Raw genomic sequence first — 22,490 nt, forward strand, 5'->3', positions numbered from 1 at the left:
ATGGCCTATAACCCGGGTTTAGAAATCAACCCGGGCAATACAACCACCGCCATCGCGGCCTTGCAATTGCAAATGCCAACCGTGCTTTCTGCAGATATCATTGGCAATCAGTAACCCAAGTCCATAACCCTCAACTCGCTGCTGCACTTGTTTAAGCCCTATGCCTGTATCTTCAACACAGATACTGCTGTATTTTAACCGGACAACCACCTCTCCGCTTTGAGTATAACTAAAGGCATTTTTGATCAAATTACCCAACAGTATTTTAACGCTGGATTCAATAGCACTTAATTCAGGTTCAGATTCAATAACGACTTGGCTGATAACTTTTTTATCCGCCAGTAAAAAATGATACCCGTCCATAATTTCATTTATAAAAACCGAAGTTACAAGAAAACGGCGATCCGTCTCGACTGTGTCTTCACGAGTTAATGCCAACAGGGTTTCAACAAAATCCCGCATCTCATTACAAGCTCTTGAAATACGGGCACACTGGCGGTCCGTAAACTCTTCCCGACTTGCCTCCGCCAGTAAATTAGTGGCCCCTTGAATCACCATTAACGGTGTCCGCAATTCGTGACTGGCATACTGATTAAACGCCCTCTCGCGAGTTAACAGATCTATAATGTATTGTTGATACTTTCGAATGGAATCTTGTAAAGCCCCCAATTCATAGGGCATAAAACGATCATTCTCTGGCAATGGCTCGATCGAATTCAGATCACACGTTGCAAGCTTTCTACTCAGATTGCTCAAGGGTTGGGTCAACCAACGGGATATTTTCAACAGTAAAACCAGAGCGAGAATTAACAGACCAATGGTCAAATACATTTGCCGGTCGTAGGCCTTCTCAAGATCGTCTTCGATGCCTTCAAAGAAACTGTCAAACAGCTGAATATAGCCATCAATCATTTGGCTTTGATTATTTTCCAGCATGAATTGCATAGGTATTTTCATCAGGTAAATGGGATTACCGTAGACATCTGGCGCATTAAATTCTTCGGCCTGATAATACTCTAATCGCTGGGCGCCCTTGAGTGACTCCGGTAAGTTATCAGAACCGACATAGACTTTGGTTTGCCTGTTCAAATCCATTACCGGCCCATTTACTTCGACAGGGTTTTGCTTAAATTGATTGGCAATCTTATTCAACTGATTCTCTGCACTGGTCAATTCAATGTCGTCAAAGATGGCTGTGTGAAAATAGAGTTGCACGGCCCCTAGTAATAACAGGAACACCGCCATAACGAAAAAAACATGGTACTTAAAAGGTACAGGTTTCACACAACACCTCAGGCCGCAACCAGCTGAAAACCCACTTTGGGAATGGTTTTTATGTAACTGTGCTCAAAGGGTTTATCAACCAATGTTCGCAGTTGATAAATATGGCTGCGTAGGATGTCACCATCAGGCTCATCATCCCCCCATACGGCTCTGATAATCTCCTCGCGGGTGACGATATTGGGAGCCCGGCTAATCAACAGCCTCATAATGGTTAACTGGGTGGGATTTAAAGTAACACGATTTCCCCTGCGACAGATTTCATGCCGGCTTAAGTGCAAGGACAAGTCATCGAAATTCAACACGTTGACGGCTTGACCGCAGCGGCGACGCAGCAGAGCCTGAATGCGCGCCTCAAGGATATCCAGATCAAATGGTTTAATCAGATAATCGTCTGCACCATTGGCAAAGCCATCCAACGTATCTTCACGGGTGTCCCGAGCTGTCAGCATCAACACCGGAACCCCATTGCCCTCTTCGCGGAGCTGGCGGCACAGACTAAAACCATCCATATCTGGCAACATCACATCCAGAATCAGAAGGTCGTAGTGGTTGTTTCGCACCAAAGACAAACCGTGCTGTCCGGTTTCAGTGTAATCCAGGGTGTAGCCTTTCAACTCAAAGAAATCGAAGATAATTCCTGCAATATCCCGATGATCTTCAATAAGCAATAATTTCATGAATCTGCACCTGCCTGCCCAAAGCGAAAAACTTGCAACTCAACACGCCACCTTAAATGCCTTCTATCAGACGCCCAAAAATCACAAAAGGTTCCGGTAATACAACAACCTGCAGATAACGGATTCGACAAATTTTTCACACCGAGGGCATTACATTCTTACCCGCTTGACTCTGTTAGAACCACAGAATTAACCGATGGAGGATACCCATGCGCTTCAGGCACTTTATTCTTACCCCCCTGATTCTTACCACTGCAGTTGCCGGCTGCTGGCTGGTTTTGCCTGCCGACCTTGAAATGAAACGAAAGGTGCCTGCTCTGTTTGCCGCAATATCCATGCTCAGCATGGCGGTGGCACTGTGGCTGGGAATCCGCCCCAAACTGGCGGACATTCTGTTTGGAGGCATGGACAAAGCCTACCAATGGCATAAGTGGCTGGGAATTTCCGGGCTGTTAGGCGCTTCGCTTCACTGGGCATTGGTGCCGGGCCCCGCTGGCGGCGACGTCATTCCCGCCATTGCAGAAAGTGGAGAGGAGATGGGTGAAGTCGCCATGTATCTGTTATTACTGTTGGGCTGTATCAGTTTTTTGCGCTTTTTACCCTACAATATCTGGCATAAAACCCACCAATTGATGGGCCCTATCTTTTTAATATCCGTTTACCACACGTTTTTTTCGGATGTCCCCTTTACCATCAACAGCCTGACTGGATACGTGTTATTGGCCATCTCCGCATTGGGAGTTGGCAGCTGGGTCTACAAAATACTGTTATACAAGCGCCATATAAACTCCTACAAGGTGGTCAAATTGGTGCAACTCGATGGCGCAGTTGAAGTCACTCTGGCTCCTCGCAGTGATAAAACAGTCAAACATCAACCGGGACAATTTGCCTATGTGGATTTTAATTTAAAAGGCGTTAACGAATTTCATCCTTACACCATCGCCTCTTCAGGAAGCGGGGACAAACTGGTATTCGTTATTCGGGCGCTGGGCGATCACACCAGTGAATTACAACAAAGCATTGAACTGGGACAGACGGTTCAGGTAGATGGTCCCTATGGCCGACTCTACAAGCATCGGGTCCATGAAAAACCTCAAATCTGGCTTGCAGGTGGCATCGGTATTACGCCATTTCTGGCTTGGCTGAAAGCGCTGCGTCTGAACTCTATCGAACAACCGACACAAGAAATCCATCTGTTTTACAGTGGTGAAGGGCAATTATTCCGACAGTTCGCCCCCTATCTGGTCAAATTGCAAAGTCCTTTGCAGACTGTCAAATTGCATGCAATTGACACCACCGATAAGACTTCCGGGCGTTTAACTGGGGAAAAAATCAAACAGTGCATTGATCAACCCCTGCGCAATTACCAGATCTTTGCCTGCGGTCCGAAGCCCATGCTGAAAGCGCTACGAAGTCAGTTGCGACAACTGGGTATGAACGGCTACCAATGGCACAACGAGCGGTTTGATATGCGCTGAGTCCATTCCCCGGGTTGCTGACAGATAAAACTGCCGGGCGATAAGCCTCCCCAGTCAGTAAAAAATGGCTGTCCACAGAATCTGTGGATAACTCTGAGGACAGCTTTTTGGTAACCGGACCAAAGCCACAAACGGCGCGCTCTGGAGATTTAGCGCAAGAATTAGACAGCTCTCTAAGCTGCTGTTTTTACAGCCAGTTCGATTAAATTACTGGTTCAATTTACATACCGATCGAATTTAAAATCAGCGCAATCGCTGCCACCTGTGGCACCGTGATAAGGGGCAGGAACAGAGCGATCTTCCAGGATTTGGTGGTGTCTTTAATCACCATGACCTCGGTGTAATCGGTGGCCACCCCTGTCATCAGAAACGCAAAACCATTACCCGGCGCATTCGCCCGGTTCATCACATCGGCGGCAATGGGTGTACTCCCTTCCGAGCAGACTTCAATAATGGTGGCCGCCAACATGGTCACCAACAACCCCAGTGCGGTTGGGCCAAACCATGTTTGAAAATCTTCCAGACTGACAAAGCTGCGTAAAACGGTTGCCAACAGCACCCCAAATAACAACCAGCGAATCACCATCCGCGAACCGCGAATGCCCTCCCATAAGACCTGGCCAATCAGGCCGGGGCTCCACTGGATTTGACGCCAAGCGTTGCCAGCTTCCCGCCAAAACCGATAGCCCTCAGGCAATTCCTGTTTATTGGGATTATCCGGCAAAGAGCCACGTCCCACGAGAAAATCAAAGATGGCACCGCTGACCAGAGCAATCACCAGAGACAAGCCAATAAAAGCCAGAGTCCATGGCAAACCAATAAGCGTCACCAGAATGATGGTCAGTGACAGCGAATTCCAGGGGCTGGCAATCAGAAACGCCATCACCTGCCCCAGGCTGGCACCTCGCTGATAGAGTTTCATCCCCACCATCAGAATGCCGTGGCTGCACAAATCCATCAGCACACCCGCCAGAGTTGCGCGCACCAACCCAATAAAGGTTCCGCCTTTTCCAAGTACCGACAACACCATTTCCTGAGGTACACGGCCCAGCACACCGACAAAAACCGCCGCGGCAAGCACCCCCCACCACATGGTATTCATCAGTTCGAAGACGCCATGACTCATCATCATCAACCAATGGGGAATGGCCTCATAGCCTGACAAATGGATGGCATAGTTAATAATTACAAACGTCAGACTGCCCCATAACAGCCAGTCAAACGATGCCTTGCCCTCTGCCGGAGTATCGCAACAGCTGGTGGCGGCACTTTGGGGTTGTGACCCACAGCAACTGTCAGCTGTTGATTCAACTTTTGCCTCAGAGGCACAACAGGAACTGGAATGACTTTTGGACTGCGATTCTTCCAGAGCCTTTGCCTCGGCCACGGCCTTCGCTTTGCAGCATTCACTCATGGCCGGCACCTCCCTGCTCTGCCAACTGGTTGATAATATGACAATTGGGTTGTTCATCGCCCTGACAGCCCTCAGCTAACTCGCTCAGGGTTTGCCGCATCGCCATTAATTCTTCAATCTGCTGATCCAGTCGTGACAGCTTATCCAGCACCAGTTGTTTTACATGCTGACTGCGGCGGTCCGCGTTTTCATAAAGCGCCAGAAGGTCGCGGCTCTCTTCCAGGCTGAAACCGGTGGTTTTGGCCTGTTTTAAAAAGCACAGGCGATCAACATCGCTTTTTGAAAATGAGCGATAACCGTTGTGCGCCATTCGTGCTGGACTCACCAGACCAATAGACTCGTAATAGCGGACGGTTTGTGCGGGCAATCCTGAAATCTTCGCCGCCTGACTGATATTCACGTTTATCTCCAATGAATCAACCTGACAATAAGTTAAAGATAAACCTTAAAGTTACTGCAAGGTCAAGACTGTTTTTTTGTCACAGCCGAATTGGCTCGGTAGCTATGACCTTGCCCCTGCTGCTATGCTCCGCGCATGTTTAAAAAGACTCGTAAAAAACCCATACGGCAGACCATACAAGCCGCGCCAGAGCTGGGCTTTGACTATCAGATTCGGTTTTCCCAGCGAAAAACGGCCGCCATCGAAATCAAAAACCAGACTGTAACTGTCGCCGCCCCCTTTGGCGCCCGAACTGAGGAACTGCACCAATGGGTTCGTCATAAACGCCATTGGATAAACGACAAGCTGCAGCAACAGAACCAGAGATCCGAAGAAATACCTCAACCGCAGTTTAGCGACGGTGAGCTCTGGCCCTTTATGGGCAGCCAACTCACATTGAAGTTGCTGTATAACTCAAGAAAACAAGCACAAATCAACAATCAGACGCTGCATCTATCCATGTCGGGCTCACCGGAGACGGTTACAGCAGAGCAAGTCCGCAAACGCCTTAGCCGTTGGTATCAGCATCAGGCCGAGGAATATATGGGGCCAATGACGATTCGGATGGCTCGACAAATTGGACAGCAGGTTGCCGATATCCGTTTTCGCCGAACCAAAACCAAGTGGGGGCACTGCACCAGCCAGGGTGTTATCCAATACAACTGGCTGATCATGATGGCGCCCCGAAATGTCATCGACTACCTGATCGCTCACGAAGTCAGCCACCTGTGCCATCCCAATCACAGTTCTGATTTCTGGCAACAAGTTGCCGAAATCGCCCCGGATTATGCCACACAACGCCTTTGGCTAAAGCAAAATGGCCATAAATTTATTATGTAAAATACAATAAAAACAATAGGTTACAAAACATTGTTGACACAGAAAATTAAAAAACTAAAATAACTGTGAATTCGCGCGATTTACCAATAGGAGGGGGCCTATGGAATATCTCGACGCAACCGACAGTGAATGGTCTGAAATGTGGGAAGAACTTTCTGCCCACTGGCTCAACAAGGGCGATCCACTGTGTATCAACCGCGGCAAATGCTGGGAGTATCTGGGCTCAACGGAGGATCATCACACCTTCTTTCACCCGGAACACCCTTCATCCAAACGCCCGGAATACGTTTATCTGGAGCGCTATCAGGCAAACTTAAGCTGGCGAAAATACGCCTAACAAACAAATACACTGTCATCCCGAACCCATGTGAGGGATCTAAAAAAAGGGGCGCTCCGCAAGGTGCGCCCCTTTTTTATTACGGCCATGTCAGGCTGTCACCCCTCCCCGCTTACACGGCAAGGGGTATACCAGCAGGAGACTTAATCAACATTCAGATTGCCGTCATCCAGCAACTGATTAATGATCGCGGCCTGATCTGCGTAAGAACCAAAATCGACGTCCGTCAGATTGATTTGCAATGCAGAGGCATCAGTACCCGTTCCATCAGCATCGACGGTAACCACGGTGCCGCCATTACCGTCGGAAGCGAAGGTCAGGTAATCCGCAAGATCATCCTGCTCAATGTCGTCTGGCAACAGATCGCCAATATTCAGAACATCACCACCCAATCCGAGAGTAAAGTCACTAATGGTGTCCTGTTCCACACTGGCCGCTTGAAGCGCCTGATCATAATCCTCTCTGATCCACAGGAATTCGTCACTGCCGGTACCACCGGACATGGAATCATCTCCGGCTCCGCCAATCAGCAAGTCATCACCTTCGCCACCGATCAGAGTCTCATTGGCAGCACTGCCGATGAGAGTATCATCACCGGCCCCACCATCAATAATGACCTGGTCGTCAATAACAACGGATGAACTGCCATCGGCATTGGTCACGTACACACCTGACACCGACGAACCGTCACTGTAGGTAATGGTTACCTGAACACCGGCATCCCCGAAGTCTGAGCCTTCGTTGCCACCAAGATTGTCCGTATCCACACCAAACCAGAATTCATCGCCCTGGGTAAATTCACCATTGGCAAAGTTAACCGTCAGGGTCGAACTGGCATCAGGCGCATTAAAGCTGACATTACTGGAATTGATACCGGAGGTACTGCCACCAATTTGTGGTGCTGAACTGCCATCACCGGCGGTATCGAAAATGGCGTTTCCATCAGTTCCGGCTTGCAGATCCAGGGTAATCGCCAAAATCGACATCCCCGCCATAGCCTGATCAAAACGGAAACCGATTTGATTTGTCTGAGCGAAAGTATTACCGGCATTAACAGTCGCTGTCACAACATTATTGCCAGCAGCATTGCGGGTATTGATCAGGATTTCATCACGGTAGTTACCTGTCAGCTTATTGCTGTTGACCTGCTCTACAGTTACACCGGTTGTATCCGATTGAGCCGCGTTCGACAGGGTGTAATCGAAGCCCTCACCGTCTGCAATATCTGTCAGAGTCAAACCATCAGTACCTACCGTTAAATCGGTGCCGACGGCCGGAGCCACGTTGCTGATGGAGACCTGCTCAGTTACCGAATCGTTATTCAAGAGCGCCTTATCAGAGATATCAAGACTGTCTCCGGTAGCGGCGTTGGTAACAATAACATCGCGATCAGCATCGAGACCTGGGGTGTAATCGACGTTCAGGCGAACAGTAACATCGCTGGTATCACCGTCGTTATCCGTCACAGTAGCAATAAATACTTCCTGCTGCCCCAACACTTCGGTTTCGACTTCCAGCAGATAACTGTATTCGCCTGTGACAAAATTGATGGTCAGTTCACCACCTAACTGAGTGGTAATTACGACCGAATCTGAGCCACTTGGATCGTAGTCATACTGCGTGCCATCGATCTGGATAGACGCAATGTAACCATCGTCCGCGCCGATCAGGAACCCTGTAGTGCCCTGTGAACCGGCAAAGCCAAACGAACCACTGATCAGATTATTATCAAAACTGTCGAGCAGAGTTCCCGCCAGGCCTTCCGCATCATCAATAACCTGAGCGTAAGGTTCGGCCTCACCATCGGCGTTGGTGTTTGGATAGGCCACATCCTGCAAATCATCCAGTGCAGCACCGCCAATACCAATGCCGTAGGCAATATCGATATTATCCTGCACATAGGATTCCCAGGCGGCCACACCGGTCTGACCGTTATAGGAAACCGTATCGTCCACGCCGTAACCATCATTGGGTTCACCATCAGACACGAAGTACAGCAAAGTCTGGTCAGCGGCAGGTTGCACGCCACTGTTATTAATGACCGTATTCAAAGCCGCGTCATAGCGAGTACCGCCATTTGCATCGAGCGTATTCAGATAGTCAATTGCGGAATTAATGTCATCACTGTACCAAGGCGTTGCATTGGTCGATGCGGCAAAGTCGACAATCTGAACATTGACGTTGCCAATATCATCCACCCGTTGAATTAACTGGGTCAACGCGTCCACAGCGATTTCAAGATAGCTGCGACCATTGAGGACTGTATCCATACTGCCGGATACGTCGAGCACCAGAATAAGATTGGTGGTTTGCAATGTGCCATCGGCTGCCAGACTCTGCTCTATATCCGGCACCTGATTGGGCGCATCATCGACAATATTGATGGTCAGATTACCGCTATCGCTGTTAACGCCATCCGATACGGTATAAGTAACCTGATCAAAAGCGGCATCACCATCGAGACTATTATCCGTAAGGGTATAGACATAATCCCCTGCCCGATAACCACTGCCATCCTGAGTGTAGACAGTAATGGTGCCGAACTCAGTCGTAACGGTAAGCACGCCATCGGCTGTGGAGCTATCTGTATTACCATCGGAGGTAATCGAAGTAATAGTGGCACTGGCACTGATGCCTGAATCATTGTCCAGTAAATTACCACTGTAAGTAATGGCAGCATTACCAGCATCGGTACCATTGGCCAGACCCGCTTCATAAACCGTCGCGGTATCATCAGCCACGCTAATCGTCAGATCATGTGTAATGGTCAGATCAGCGGAGCTGCGATCGCCATCTATGTCTTCCAGAACATAACCAAACACCTCATCGTTAATACCGACCGGAGGCTCAATCAACTGATAGCTCAGTCCCTCAACCCGGAAATAATCGCCACTGTCGATACCGGTAAAGACGATGTACTTGAAACCATCCGGAGCTGACGGCTGAATGGTGAATACACCGCCTTGACTGCTATTACCGTTGAGAACACCTGAATCCAGATAGGTACCATCCTGAGCATAAACATGCCAAGCCGCGGCTTCAGAATTCCCCAGACTGCCTAGGGTAACGGTGACCGCATTCGGCTCATCAGCCAATTCAAGCACCAGGTGCTCATTGACCTGTATCCGTTCCTGAGAACCATCAATGGCAAGACCATTGGAATCATCCGTGACCACGGAGGTGGCGGCCGCATTCAACTCCGATAAATCCAAACCGCCGATGGCTGCGCCAGTTGTAAACAGATCGTTATCACCATCTGCAAATCCAAAGTACGAGATGCCCTGAGAATTCCAGTTGCCTCCCGTATTACCACTGGCGTTGACAGTGGTGACTTGCAGCGGTTCTGCTGAAGTGTAGGTATAAGAGCCGTCCTGACCAATCGACAAACTGCCGTGATCCGAAGGAATAATCCAGGAAGATGAAGCACTGTCATATTCGGCACTGTCAGTATCGTAAGTCACGCCGTCGTAAGTTACTTCCACGATAGTCGCGGGATCGGCACCAAGAGTATCCGCACCACTGGCATCGGTACCGTAGCCAGTAATCACATTACCGACTGCAATCCCGCCGTAACCAACGTTGTCGTTATCATTCTCTGCCTCTGGCGTCGTATCCAGGATCTGGATATCCAGACTGTCTGTATCCGTCTGACCGTCACTGTCGGTCACCGACACCGTGAAGCTGTCCAGAACGTTGTCGTTCGACGCGTTGTGCGTTTCCGCATCTCCGTCTTCTTCGTAGCTGTAGCTGATAACACCTGTCGCCGCGTTGTAGTTCGTGATCGTCAACGTGCCTTCATCGCCTACGATCACGACGTTATTCGCCGCCGTGCCATCCGCGCCCGTTATGTCCTCACCATCTACCGTCAGCGCCGTGATCGCCGTGCTCGACGTCACATTCACCGTCCCCGTGATCGTCGCGCCCGTCGCTTCCTCGACACTGTTATCCGCCGCCGTCACCGCGCCATCGTCGTCGCTCACCGTCACTGTCGGTGGCGTCTCGTTCGCACCGTTGATCGTGATCGTCAACGTCGCCGTCGTCTCATCACCATCCGCGTCCGTGTAGGTGTAGGTGTAACTGTCGGTCAGCGCCGTGCTGCTCGCATTCAGCGCCTGCACCAACGGATTGCTGTTATCCAGGCTATAGGTGTAACTGCCGTTGCTGTTCAGCACCAGCGAACCGTACGTCAGATCGCCACTGAACGCCGTCACCGGGCTCGCCGTCACATCCACCGCACTGTCGTTCGTCACGACCGTGCCGGTCACCGATACCTCATCTTCGGTGATGCTCGCGCTGTCATCACCCGCATCTGGCGTCGTATCCAGGATCTGGATATCCAGACTGTCTGTATCCGTCTGACCGTCACTGTCGGTCACCGACACCGTGAAGCTGTCCAGAACGTTGTCGTTCGACGCGTTGTGCGTTTCCGCATCTCCGTCTTCTTCGTAGCTGTAGCTGATAACACCTGTCGCCGCGTTGTAGTTCGTGATCGTCAACGTGCCTTCATCGCCTACGATCACGACGTTATTCGCCGCCGTGCCATCCGCGCCCGTTATGTCCTCACCATCTACCGTCAGCGCCGTGATCGCCGTGCTCGACGTCACATTCACCGTCCCCGTGATCGTCGCGCCCGTCGCTTCCTCGACACTGTTATCCGCCGCCGTCACCGCGCCATCGTCGTCGCTCACCGTCACTGTCGGTGGCGTCTCGTTCGCACCGTTTACGCCAGATGTGGAAACATCCCCACCATCAGGATCAATAAAGTCTTCTTCACTGCCTTCATTACTGGTAGCAATCGTCGCCGGGTCAATCAGTTCGACGATTCTGCCCAAACGAACAAACCCGTGACCTTCACCAGCAACACCACCAGCACCGGCAGCAGTAGCATCCAATTCAGCCAGAACCTCACTTAGCTCTTTGCCTTCATCCAAAGCTTTAAAAATATTGGCTACGGTCTGTTCTTCTATGGCGGCCTGATCGGCACGGGGAGCGCTGTCGAGTAAATCCGGGGTCATGGCAACATCGGTGATGTCATCCACATCCAGTCGGTCGCCATCTTTCATATCCAGCTCGACCCGACCACCAACAGAGGTAAAGACCACCTCGCCTTCAAACAGTACATCGCCGGGCAGGATTTCCCGGACTTCACCATTTTCATTGCGAGCGTAGGCTTTACCGATGACGGAAATAACGGTAGCGATGGGAGTGGAAGAGGCCATAATGTCTGTCCAATTTGCATAAGCTGATGCGACGGAAAGGGGTTTTCCGACAATTGGCAGATATTTTAGGGGGATACAAGAAGAGGTACATTGTACAAAAGGGCAATAAGAGAGGGGATTACATCCTCACTTCGCTCGTTATTGCCATGAATGGTATGTATGCAAACTTTGCAGTAGCAAAAGTCTGTCGCAATGATGGGCAAAGCATATGTGATTGCCGCGATAACGAAGACTTATTTAGATAGAAATACCATTCATTAACAGAGCCAGCTGGACACGATCACGGACCGCCAGCTTTTCAAAGGCAACAGTAAGGTGCGCCTTGACCGTGCGCTCGGTAACACCAAGCACTTGTGCTATTTCACGATTATTCAGACCTTTACCCACCTCCTGAGCCACGGCCAGCTCACGCTCAGTTAATACAGAGAGATCCGTATCAACACCGACACTGGCAGCCTCGCGGGCAACAAACTTCGATATCTGCATCACCTTCTGCATGACCGACGGACCAACCCACAAACCTCCGGCATCAACCACAGCAGCAATCTCTTCAAGTTGCGCCGGCTTAGCGTGACGGTGAGCATAACCGCAGGCGCCTGACTGAACGGCCTTAATGGCAGCGTCATCATCGGGAACCGCATCCAGCACAACAAAACGACGCTGGATCAATTGCAGGCGCACCATCATCTCCGGCAGAGCAGCCTTTAAACTCGCTGCATCAAGCCAGACAAGATCGGCACCATCAATGGCTGACTCAGGGGCCACATGAACAAGATCGGGAAATGCTTGGAGCCAGCGCGAAAGAGGTTTGGCCAAACTGGAAATAAAAACGTGATTCATTAGCGCTCGGTCAATGCGTATTGCCTGGCCCTGGAGACCGGTTTTAACAAATAGGCAAGAATGGTCTTCTTACCCGTCAGAATATCCACCTGCGCCACCATCCCGGGGATAATCGGCATATCTTCACCCAAGCTGGCCTCATGGGTTCTGACGTGAATCGGATAATAGGGATTGCCATCTTCATCCATCTCGGTATCAACGCCAATATGCTCAACTACAGCTTCCAGGCCGCCGTAGACGACAAAATCGTAGGCGGTGAATTTGACCATGGCCTCCTGATTGGGACCCAGAAAGGCAATATCCTGTGGTTTAATTCGCGCCTCAAGCAACAGACTGTCATCGAGGGGAACAATCTCCACCACCTCTTTGCCGGGCGTTACAACACCACCAATGGTATTAAAATAGAGGCGTTTAATGGTACCCCGCACCGGCGAGCGAACCTCCGTCATTTTAACCCGGTCGGACAACCCCAGCTTGGACTCCTGCAAGGTACTGAGGCGGGCCGCGGTAGTCGACAACTCTTCGCGAATCCTGTTTTTAAACTCCAGCTCCACCGCGTCGCGCTTCTGAATAGCCTCTGCAATGGCGGACTGAACAGACTTGACCTGGGCTCGGGCCTGATCCCGCTCACCGCGCAGGCTTGACACTTCGCGTTCAAGCCTCAGCAACTCCACTTCGGACACTGCCCCCGAAGCCATAAGCGGGCGAGTCACAATCAACTCTCTGCTGGCCAGCTCAAATGCTTTGGCCGCCTCATCACGGCGCGATGTAATTTCCACCAACTCCTGCTGACGCTGAATCAGCTGCTGACTGGCAATCGCCTTTTCGGCAATTAACTCATCGCGACTGGAGGCAAACAGAGCCATCTCCTGCTCAATCAGCTCCGGCGCCAGCTGCTGCAGTTCTTCGGAAGGAACATAATCACGATCTTCAGCAACGGCCCGCAAACGTTCGGCCTTGGCCTTCAACGCCATGACTTCAGCCTGATTCTCACGCAAAGTGGATTCGAATCGGGTGGCATCGAGATTCACCAACAGCTGCCCTGGCTCGACAATTTCACCTTCGCGAACATGAATCTGGGTAACAACACCACCATCAAGCGACTGCAGAATCTGCACCTGAGTCGAGGGAATAACCCGACCTTCACCCCGAGTCACTTCGTCGACTTCAGCAAAAGCAGCCCAGATCAGCAAAGCCAACACAAACGCGACAATGGTATACAACAGAGCGCGAGTGCGAACCGGCTCCTGATCGAGAATGGCGCGATCAGCCCCCTCCAGCCAATCCGCCACCGAACCATCATCCGCGGGGACATAGCGATCAAATACCAGCTCAACCCAGGCCACCATTTTGGCCTGAAGCTTTTTCCAGATTTTGCTGAACCACAACCAAACACCGCCAAGTTGTCGAGTCATACCACCTTCCCTATGCGCCCCTGACGCAGCGCCTCAACAACCTTGTCCCGCTGACCGTCAGCAACTATCTGCCCTTTATCGACCACCAGAATGCGGTCAACCAAAGGTAACAAGGTAGTCCTGTGAGTCACCATCAGCAGGGTTTTATCGCTGGCATAACCACTCAACTGCTCCCGCACCCAGGATTCCGTGGACTGATCCATGGAGCCTGTAGGCTCATCAAGCAAAAGCATGGTCGGATCATTCACCAGTGAGCGAGCCAGCGACACGGATTTCCTCTGCCCTCCGGATAAGAACTCACCGCGCTCACCCACCGGCATATCGAATCCCTGAGGATGAGCGTTTACAAAATCGTTCAGATTGGCAAATTCAGCAGCCTTGATCACGTCATCGTCGGTGGCCTGCGGATTCCCCATCACAATGTTCTCTCGCAGGCTGCCGTAAAACAGCGTGACATCCTGGGGCACATAACCGATATGCCGGCGCAATTCAGCCGGATCCAACTGGCGCACATCAATACCGTCAATCAATACCGCCCCTTCGGTAGGCTGATACAAGCCCATCACCAATTTATGCAGGGTCGTCTTGCCAGACCCGATGCGCCCAAGCACCGCAACGCTTTCACCGGGCTTAATGATAAAGGAAACATTGTTCAGGGCTTTCACTTCAGAACCGGGGTAAGCAAAACTGACATTGCGAAACTCTATCTGCCCGGTAAAGTTTTTTCTCGACAGAAAATGACTGCCTTCGGGACGCTCAATTTCCTGAGCCATAATGCCATCAAGGGACTCAAAGGCGGTTTTGACGTGATGCAATTGTGTGGTTAATGCCGCCACCTGCCCCAGAGGCGCCATGGCACGACCCGTCAGCATCGAGGCGGCAATCAAGCCACCCATGGTCAACTCACCAGCCGCAATCAGGTAGACACCAGTGACAATAATCGCCACGGAAACCGCCTGCTGGGTCCAGGCTGCCACATTGCCATTGGAAGAGGACAACAATTTTAACTGGGAGCCTACGCGTGCCAGAAATTCTGCCGAGCGCTCCCAGCGGCGCTGAATATTACCTTCGGCTGCAAGCGCCTTGACCGTCTCCAATCCACTCAACCCCTCAACCAGAACCGCATTACGCATGGCTGAGGTCCGGTAGGTGGTTTCCGTCAATTCTTCCATTTTTGCCTGAGTCGAAAAGGCATAGACAATGATGATCACCATTCCCACCAACAGCGGCAGCACCAGCCAAGGGGAAATCCACATCAACACTGCCATAAACACCAGTACAAACGGGAAATCAATCAGTGTGGCCAGTGCGGCCGAACTCATAAATTCGCGGATCACTTCGAATGAACGCAAATTGGATGCAAAAGACCCTACTGACTGAGGTTTGTGTTCAAGACGCATCCCCAACACCCGCTCCATAATGGTCGCGGTCAACTTGGTATCCACACGGCGTCCGGCCAGATCGATAAAATAGCCTCGCAGGGTTTTCAGTGACAAGTCACCCAGCAACACCAGAACCACGCCAATCGCCAGCATCCACAGGGTTTCCAGGGCGTAATTGGGCACCACCCTGTCGTAGACATTCATGGTAAAGATGGGCAGCGCCAGGGCAAAAACATTGATCAGAAACGCCGCCACCAGCACATCGCGGTAGAGCCGCTTGTTTTCGAAGAAGACACTCCAGAACCAGTGACTGGTCTTGTGGGATTGCAGGATTGGTGCACGCTCATCAAACTCAAATTGAGGCCGCGCCAGTAACGCCCTACCGGTGTAACGCTGCGCCAGTTCCTCCCGACTCATCGTTACTGACTCACTCGATTTCAGGGGATCGACGATCAAGGCATCGCCAGATTCAGACCATCCCATCAGCAAACAGGCCTGCTCATCATGCAATATAAGAACCGCAGGCAGCAGAGAATCAGAAATATGTGACAGGGGACGCTGCAGTATTTTACTGGAAAGGCCGCAGCGAGTGGCCGCACGGGAAAAGAGCTCCGGGGTCAGACGGCCATCTACAACAGGCAACCCGGCCAGCAAGGCATCGGCCGTTACCGCATTACCGTGGTAGCGGCTTAAAAAAATCAGGCACTCAAGCAGATGATCACTATTCGGGTGTTTCATTCAATCCCTGGATTTATGCATTTATGATTGAACGGCTTGCCTTAAACCTGCAAACCGCGACCAACTAGGGCAATAACCGGTGCCGTCAGATTAATATTGCCAACCATTGTGCAGGCTGTCTGAAGTCTGCAACTTATCCTTGTCTTCGTCATAACGAAAATCGGTAAAGTCCGACAGCCTTGGCTTACGCGCGGGAACCTCTGTCTCAAGGACCAGCTCTACCCGGCGATTGATGCTTCTACCCGAGTCGGAATCGTTACTGGCCATGGGTCGGGATTCACCATAGCCAACAGCCTGCAATCGCGATGACGCAACCCCCAGCTTATTTACCAGATAATCACGCACAGCCACTGCCCGACTCTGAGACAGAGCCTTGTTATAGTTTTCCGAACCAACATCGTCGGTATGACCTTCAATCACACCAGTCAAACGAGGGTACTTCTGCAAGAATTCGGCGGCTTCGCGCAAACGCTGATCTTCATCGGGTGAGACAACCGAAGAATTGTAAGCAAACTTCACGTCCAGATTAAAAGCAGCCTTGCCGGCTTCATTCTTACGGAATCGGGGATCGTCGAACAGCTCGGATAGCAATTGATCATTATCAACCGTCTGTAGTTGCGGAGCCTCAATTTCACAGCGCCCCAGCATGGAACGACGATCATCATCGTCAAACAGCTCCAGCGCTTCCATTCGACTCAGCACCTCAGGCCGCAGGGAGAAAGCCCGAAGCAGAACACCCATGGCTTCAAGGGTGCGGGCACGGGCCAGAATCAGGTCAGTTTCCGCATTAACCAGTGTACGCCGGGTTTCAAAATATTCATTTTCAGTATCAAGTAAATCCAGCAGGGTTCGCTGACCAATATCAAACTGCTTGCGATAAGCCTGACGCGCCTTACCAATGGCCGCCTGATTGCGATCGAGATAGGCAACCTGTTGCTGTTGAGCACCAATATCATTGTGCGCAATCAGCACTTCCTGCCGCACATCCCGACAGGCTTTATCGCGCAACGATTTGGCTTGATTCAGCAACTCGAAAGACTGGCGTTTGGATGCGCTGTCCGAGCCACCATTGTAGAGATTGTAAGACAGCACCAATTCAACTGCCTGCTCTTCAAATCGGCCCTCTACGCCATCGGTATCGTGATCCAGCTCCTGACGCAAACGCAGATCCAGACGCGGCATCATGGCCGAGTTCTTGCGCTTCATTTCCGCACGAACGGCTCGAATTCGCTCGATCGCAGCACTCAATTGCGCATTATTCAGATAGGCTTTTTCCAGCGCGTCCAGCTGCGATTCTGGAATCAAATCAACCGGCAACTCGATGGTTTCAAGTAAATCAGCCGGCGCCACACCCACCAGACGCTGAAAGCGAATGGTCACATCGTGCAAATTGGTTCGCTCGGTCAACAGATTCGATTCAGCTAAGGCCAAACGACCCGTGGCCTGTTCAAGGTCAACCCGACGACCAAGACCGGATGTTACCCGCTCCTGAATATCATCGAAGACCAACCGGTGTTGAATGTAATTTTCCTTGGCGAGATTGACCAGTTCACGATAGCGGATAACATCGTGGTAAGCCTGAATCACTTCCAGAGCGGTTTCTTCCGCCGTCTGTTGAAAATCGTAATAACTGGCCAGCTTTTCAAACCCCAACCGGGCCACCTCATTGCGGGTGGAGAAGCCATCAAACAACATTTGAGTCAGCGTCAGTCGGGTACTGTCAGGGTGATAGGCATCACTCGAGGTATTGGGAGTATCAATTTTCTCCCTGCCCGCCGTGGCATCCAGGTCAAGACTTGGGTAGTACCCCCCCCTGGGCCACACGCTGCTCTTCGACAGACGCTCGCAGGTCATACCAACTGGCCATAACATCCGGAGACTCAGTCATAGCCTCCACCAGAGCTTCTCGCAACGTACTTACCGGAGCTGACGCAAAGGCGCCGGCCATTCCCGAGGCCAACAACAGTCCGGTGATATGCTTAGATATCCTTTTCATATGCAGTATCATTTGATGTGTACACGCATCGCGCCATTTGCAGCCCAAAGCCTCAAACGGACACGCCCCCAAAAGATTAGTGACGGCATTTTATTCAACATACCGCCTAAAGACAATTAACCACTGACCCTGCGGTCGATTTATATCAACTTCCCCACAGAATAGACCGAAACCAAGCCACCAGCTCGGGTTATCGGCAGAAAGAGCCATCACATAAAAGCTGTTTTCCGCTACACTCACCCAAAAACCAGCAAGGAGACCCGCGATGCCCTACGTGGTTCGCAACAAGGACAAGCACATCATGGCCCTTTTGAGGGAAGCCCCCCATGACAACGCCGAGTTTCTGGGGCCTGATCACCCGGAAGTCGCGGCATTTATTGCCGAAACCGATATCCACGGGGCCCGTCAGGCACTGGCCGAGACTGATCTGGAAATTACCCGGGTGATCGAAGACCTGGTGCAACTCCTGATCCACAAAAACACCATCATGTTTACTGAATTACCTCCGGCAGTTCAGCTAAAATTACTCAACCGGGAAAAACTGCGTAATAGCCTGCAGACACCGGAAAGCAATCTGTGGGATGACGAAGAGGGGCTTATTTGATAACCCCGCCCCAAAACTACCCTAGGTAACACCATGAGCGAACTCACACTGCAAGACTGGCAACAACAAGCCGCAACCCTCACCATCGAAGGCAGAGCCTTTATCAACGGTCGTTACGTACACGCCATCTCGGGGGATACGCGTCCAACTTACAACCCAGCCACAGGCGAAAAACTGGCCGACGTCGCCAACTGCGACACAGCCGATGCCGACAAAGCCATTGCCATAGCCCGGCAGACCTTTGAATCCGGCATCTGGGCCGATATGTCCCCGGCAGAACGAAAGATGGTGCTGGTTCGCTGGGCCGAACTGATAGAGGCCAATGCCGACGAACTCGCACTGTTAGAGTGCCTCGATGTCGGCAAACCCATTGCAGACACCACAGGCGTAGACGTTCCCTCAGCCGCCCGCACCATTCGCTGGACTGGCGAAGCCATCGACAAGGTTTATGAAGAGATATCAGCGACTCCCAAAGGCACCTTGAGCCTGATCACCCGGCTTCCTCTGGGTGTCGTCGCGGCCATCGTGCCCTGGAACTTCCCCCTGTCAACAACGGCATGGAAAATTGCCCCCTCTCTGGCAACAGGCAACTCGGTCATCGTCAAACCGGCCTCTAACACCCCGTTGACCGCCATCCGCATCGCCCAATTGGCAACCGAAGCCGGTCTGCCTGATGGCGCACTGCAGATTTTACCCGGCCCCGGAGGTAAATTAGGCGCCTATATCGCCACCCACATGGATATCGACGGCCTGACTTTTACCGGTTCAACCCCGGTGGGTAAGCAATTGATGGAATATTCCGGCCAATCCAACCTCAAACGAACTTTTCTAGAGCTGGGCGGGAAAAGCCCCAACATCGTTTTTGCTGACGCCGACCTGGACAAAGCCGCTTCCATGGCAGCCACCGCTGTATTTTATAACGGCGGACAAACCTGTACGGCGGGCACTCGCCTACTGGTGGAAGAATCCATTCATGACGAATTTATAGAAAAAGTCATTCAACATGCTCGAGACTGGATGCCTGGCAACCCACTCGACCCCAACACCACCATGGGCCCCATGGTCGACCAGGGTCAATACAACACCGTTGCTGAATACGTACAGATCGGCCTGAATGAAGGCTGCAAGCTTGAGTTTGGTGGGAAGGCCATCGAAGTCACCCCCGGAGGCTACTACCACGAGCCCACCATTTTCACAGGCGTGAATAATCAGCACCGCATTGCCCAGGAAGAAATTTTTGGGCCGGTTATGTCCGTCATCAAATTCCGCACCGCCGAAGAGGCCGTGGAAATTGCCAACGACTCGATCTTCGGTCTGGCCGGGGCCGTCTGGTCCAACAACATCAATACAGCCATCAAAGTAGCCGAACAGGTCCAAGTCGGTACCATGGGCATTAATAACTACTTTGGCGGTGATATCACCGTACCCTTCGGCGGATTCAAACAATCCGGTAATGGCCGCGACAAGTCCATTCACGCCTTTGACGATTACACGGAACTGAAAACCACCTGGATAGAATTCGAGTGAGGTAGGAACAAAAAAGCCGGAGCATCTACTCCGGCTTTTTTGTTGAAAGGAAAATCATCCAGCAACTTTACTCATCGGCGGCTTGATTCCGCTGAGATTCTGATTGTGACTGGCGACGTAATCCCCTTCATAGACCTTCAGGATTTCTTCGAGAGAGTGACCAATCTTGGTTTGAGTACGGATCATTTCCAATTTTGGCCAGGTGCAGCGCTCACCCATCAACATCAGCCTCTGTACATCCTCCACCGATAGATGATGCAAAATCTTGAACGGATTAAAGAAGCGCGTTGACGGCAAAATATTGATATCACCAAAGTAGTCCTGATTAACCACAGACAACAACGTATTGGAAACACGACTCAACATCGGACGCCTTGAAAGAGGCTTCTGCAGAATATCGAGGTAGGTATTTAGCCAGACTCTGGAGGTATTAATCGCCGCCGTTTTCAATTTGGATGCCGCACCGGAACCACGCTTTCCGCCAGTAGCAAAAGGCAATACATGAGGTAAGGTCTGACTCACCAGATAGTGGTTAACGCCGTACAAACGGGCAAGTCGCTTGGCTGGCAGATCATCGCTCACGGAGCCATCAACCCACATGCGACTGGGCAAATAGGCCTGACGCTCGCCGTGATCATTTTTGGCATAAAGCACCTGCGGAGGAAAAGCACCGGGCAACGCCGTAGAGGCCATGACCGCTTCACGGACAAATACATTTGGTGAAGTGACCGCATTCAACAGGCGTGAAGTCTGATGCGCTTCAACCGGAGCGATTGAAACATTCAGGTGTCTGCCGGTCAGTTCATAGGCCTCTTGAAAGGTCAGATTCGGTATAAACCGCTCGATCAGCTCAAGCCGGTCCGTATTGGTCAATTTCGGCGGAGCCAAGGAGGTCAGAGCTCCAAGAATGCCCGTGCCGGGCTCAACCTGTGAAGCAACTGTTTCCGGATCAAAAAAGCCCTTTAGCTCTTCATCGGTATGAGTACAGAGAATGGCCCCCACCAGAGAACCGCCACTGGAGCCAGACATCACATTGGGTAACAGATTGTTTTCCCAGAGAGTTTTAACCACACCCAGGTGGAAATACAACAGGGTTCCGGAACCACTCATCATCAAGGCAGATGAACCGAAACAGTGATGAGCCCGGCGGAAGAAATCGAGCTTTTGCTCAAAACTGATGTCATCTACTTCAGGACTGGCGATATACTCCAGCGCCGAAACAATCTCATCAACGTAATCAACAATCAGGTTCTTGGTGCCCAACTTGGCTTTATGGTACAGAGACTCATTGCCCATACCGCCCATGTTACCGTGGATACCTTCATTCAGGGTAAACAACAACCCCTTATTGTCATGCCGGGCCCTCATAGCACGGAGCCTGTCCAGACGCACGCGAATTGACACATAGTCATAACGCATCGACTGGTCCATCATTTTCCAGCGATTTAAACCGGTTCTGGCATCGTAACCGCCGGCCGCCTCACGCCACTCATCATAACTGGTGGCCCTTTCCATAGCCTTTTCGTAGGCCTTTGGGGATTTCGACAACATAGAATCACACCCAAGTAGTTCAATGAGGCCAGACTACCACAAGAAGACCTTCCAATAAGAGTGGATTTGCTCAATTAACTTGCTTAAAAGGATTTTTTTGATTTCGTGCACCAGAAGAAAGCACGGAATTGAAATCCATTAAGAGCAAAATTCAAACAATGAAATCCCGGGGTTTTCCGCACCAAAATAAAGCAGAGCCTTTTGGAGCAACAGGATAAAAGGGTTAGACAAAGAGAATTCGGGAGGGATGGACTCATAAAACGCTTATTGACATGGATGTCATGTATGCAGGAAATGCAGGAGCAATTTCCTGTTGGCGTTTTATGCCCCTGCGGGCGCCTTTGGCGGTCTAAATTGCTGCGCAATTTATCGACAAATTTGTCTGGAACAAATTTGAACTCCGAAGGAGCACGCAGTGCGAGACATAGGACGTGTCGAGTTAACCAAGGACATTGTTAAATCTATCCCGCTGCGCGGTTAAACGAAAAAAGCCACCCTGATCGGGTAGAGCTGGATTTTTTCTAGCTCCGGGAGGGATGGACTCATAAAACGCTCAGGCGTTTTATGACCCTTCGGGCGCCTTTGGCGGTCTAAATTGCTGCGCAATTTATCGAACCAAGGAAATTGTTAAATCTATCCCGCTGCGCGGTTAAACGAAAAAAGCCACCCAATTGGGTGGCTTTTTTCGTTTAAATGGCGGAGAGGGAGGGATTCGAACCCTCGATACGTTGCCGTATACACACTTTCCA

General features: G+C 51.2%; 16 protein-coding genes. 5 read left to right on the plus strand and 11 right to left on the minus strand.

What is annotated here, in order from left to right; translation table 11 throughout:
* Nucleotides 1-18: 18 nt before the first annotated feature.
* Both ACPXV9_RS06760 and ACPXV9_RS06765 read right to left on the minus strand, forming a co-directional pair.
* Nucleotides 19-1,284 carry a sensor histidine kinase gene (locus ACPXV9_RS06760; RefSeq protein WP_423895682.1) on the minus strand — a complete coding sequence of 422 codons (1,266 nt, stop codon included), beginning with the start codon at nucleotides 1,282-1,284 and terminating at the stop codon, nucleotides 19-21.
* A gap of 8 nt (nucleotides 1,285-1,292) precedes the next feature.
* Complete coding sequence (locus tag ACPXV9_RS06765) at nucleotides 1,293-1,961, minus strand: response regulator transcription factor (RefSeq protein WP_423895683.1); 669 nt, start codon at nucleotides 1,959-1,961, stop codon at nucleotides 1,293-1,295.
* A 209-nt stretch (nucleotides 1,962-2,170) separates the two neighbouring features.
* Here ACPXV9_RS06765 and ACPXV9_RS06770 point away from each other — a divergent pair, with 209 nt between their 5' ends.
* The gene (locus ACPXV9_RS06770) at nucleotides 2,171-3,439 is read left to right on the plus strand and encodes a ferredoxin reductase family protein (protein ID WP_423895684.1); all 1,269 of its coding nucleotides are present in this window, start codon (nucleotides 2,171-2,173) and stop codon (nucleotides 3,437-3,439) included.
* A 220-nt stretch (nucleotides 3,440-3,659) separates the two neighbouring features.
* Here ACPXV9_RS06770 and ACPXV9_RS06775 read toward each other — a convergent pair whose 3' ends face one another.
* Nucleotides 3,660-4,853: a permease gene (locus tag ACPXV9_RS06775; protein WP_423895685.1), complete on the minus strand. Its 1,194-nt coding sequence runs from the start codon at nucleotides 4,851-4,853 to the stop codon at nucleotides 3,660-3,662.
* Complete coding sequence (locus ACPXV9_RS06780; protein ID WP_423895686.1) at nucleotides 4,846-5,253, minus strand: MerR family transcriptional regulator; 408 nt, start codon at nucleotides 5,251-5,253, stop codon at nucleotides 4,846-4,848. The genes ACPXV9_RS06775 and ACPXV9_RS06780 overlap by 8 nt, the downstream gene beginning before the upstream one ends.
* Nucleotides 5,254-5,388: 135 nt before the next feature.
* On the opposite strand from ACPXV9_RS06780, the gene ACPXV9_RS06785 reads away from it, so the two are divergent.
* Both ACPXV9_RS06785 and ACPXV9_RS06790 read left to right on the plus strand, forming a co-directional pair.
* On the plus strand, nucleotides 5,389-6,132 hold the full coding sequence (locus ACPXV9_RS06785) for a M48 family metallopeptidase (RefSeq protein ID WP_423895687.1): 744 nt from the start codon (nucleotides 5,389-5,391) through the stop codon (nucleotides 6,130-6,132).
* A 100-nt stretch (nucleotides 6,133-6,232) separates the two neighbouring features.
* On the plus strand, nucleotides 6,233-6,469 hold the full coding sequence (locus ACPXV9_RS06790; RefSeq protein WP_423895688.1) for a 4-diphosphocytidyl-2C-methyl-D-erythritol kinase: 237 nt from the start codon (nucleotides 6,233-6,235) through the stop codon (nucleotides 6,467-6,469).
* A gap of 143 nt (nucleotides 6,470-6,612) precedes the next feature.
* On the opposite strand, the gene ACPXV9_RS06795 is transcribed toward ACPXV9_RS06790, so the two are convergent.
* The 6 genes from ACPXV9_RS06795 to ACPXV9_RS06820 form a co-directional block, all read right to left on the minus strand.
* Nucleotides 6,613-11,688 carry a retention module-containing protein gene (locus tag ACPXV9_RS06795; protein WP_423895689.1) on the minus strand — a complete coding sequence of 1,692 codons (5,076 nt, stop codon included), beginning with the start codon at nucleotides 11,686-11,688 and terminating at the stop codon, nucleotides 6,613-6,615.
* 237 nt (nucleotides 11,689-11,925) lie between these two features.
* A complete protein-coding gene (locus tag ACPXV9_RS06800) occupies nucleotides 11,926-12,528 on the minus strand; it encodes a LuxR C-terminal-related transcriptional regulator (RefSeq protein ID WP_423895690.1) in 603 nt (200 codons plus the stop codon).
* Nucleotides 12,528-13,943, minus strand: a complete 1,416-nt coding sequence (locus ACPXV9_RS06805) for an HlyD family type I secretion periplasmic adaptor subunit (RefSeq protein WP_423895691.1) — start codon at nucleotides 13,941-13,943, stop codon at nucleotides 12,528-12,530. The genes ACPXV9_RS06800 and ACPXV9_RS06805 overlap by 1 nt, the downstream gene beginning before the upstream one ends.
* A complete protein-coding gene (locus tag ACPXV9_RS06810) occupies nucleotides 13,940-16,063 on the minus strand; it encodes a type I secretion system permease/ATPase (RefSeq protein ID WP_423895692.1) in 2,124 nt (707 codons plus the stop codon). Before ACPXV9_RS06810 ends, ACPXV9_RS06805 begins: the two co-directional genes overlap by 4 nt.
* Nucleotides 16,064-16,153: 90 nt before the next feature.
* Nucleotides 16,154-17,887, minus strand: a complete 1,734-nt coding sequence (locus ACPXV9_RS06815) for a TolC family outer membrane protein (protein ID WP_423895693.1) — start codon at nucleotides 17,885-17,887, stop codon at nucleotides 16,154-16,156.
* Entirely contained in the window at nucleotides 17,853-18,059 is a 207-nt protein-coding gene (locus ACPXV9_RS06820) for a hypothetical protein (RefSeq protein ID WP_423895694.1), read from the minus strand. The genes ACPXV9_RS06815 and ACPXV9_RS06820 overlap by 35 nt, the downstream gene beginning before the upstream one ends.
* A gap of 265 nt (nucleotides 18,060-18,324) precedes the next feature.
* Between ACPXV9_RS06820 and ACPXV9_RS06825 the strand changes: the two genes are divergently transcribed.
* Both ACPXV9_RS06825 and ACPXV9_RS06830 read left to right on the plus strand, forming a co-directional pair.
* Nucleotides 18,325-18,663 (plus strand): hypothetical protein, encoded by a 339-nt coding sequence (locus ACPXV9_RS06825; protein ID WP_423895695.1) that lies wholly within the window; start codon nucleotides 18,325-18,327, stop codon nucleotides 18,661-18,663.
* A 33-nt stretch (nucleotides 18,664-18,696) separates the two neighbouring features.
* Nucleotides 18,697-20,190 carry an aldehyde dehydrogenase gene (locus ACPXV9_RS06830; RefSeq protein WP_423895696.1) on the plus strand — a complete coding sequence of 498 codons (1,494 nt, stop codon included), beginning with the start codon at nucleotides 18,697-18,699 and terminating at the stop codon, nucleotides 20,188-20,190.
* A 54-nt stretch (nucleotides 20,191-20,244) separates the two neighbouring features.
* On the opposite strand, the gene ACPXV9_RS06835 is transcribed toward ACPXV9_RS06830, so the two are convergent.
* Nucleotides 20,245-21,741, minus strand: coding sequence for a DUF3336 domain-containing protein (locus ACPXV9_RS06835; protein ID WP_423895697.1), 1,497 nt, complete (start codon nucleotides 21,739-21,741; stop codon nucleotides 20,245-20,247).
* Nucleotides 21,742-22,490 lie beyond the last annotated feature (749 nt).

The organism is Candidatus Pelagadaptatus aseana, from assembly GCF_040362265.1.
Lineage (GTDB): Bacteria > Pseudomonadota > Gammaproteobacteria > Pseudomonadales > Cellvibrionaceae > Pelagadaptatus > Pelagadaptatus aseana.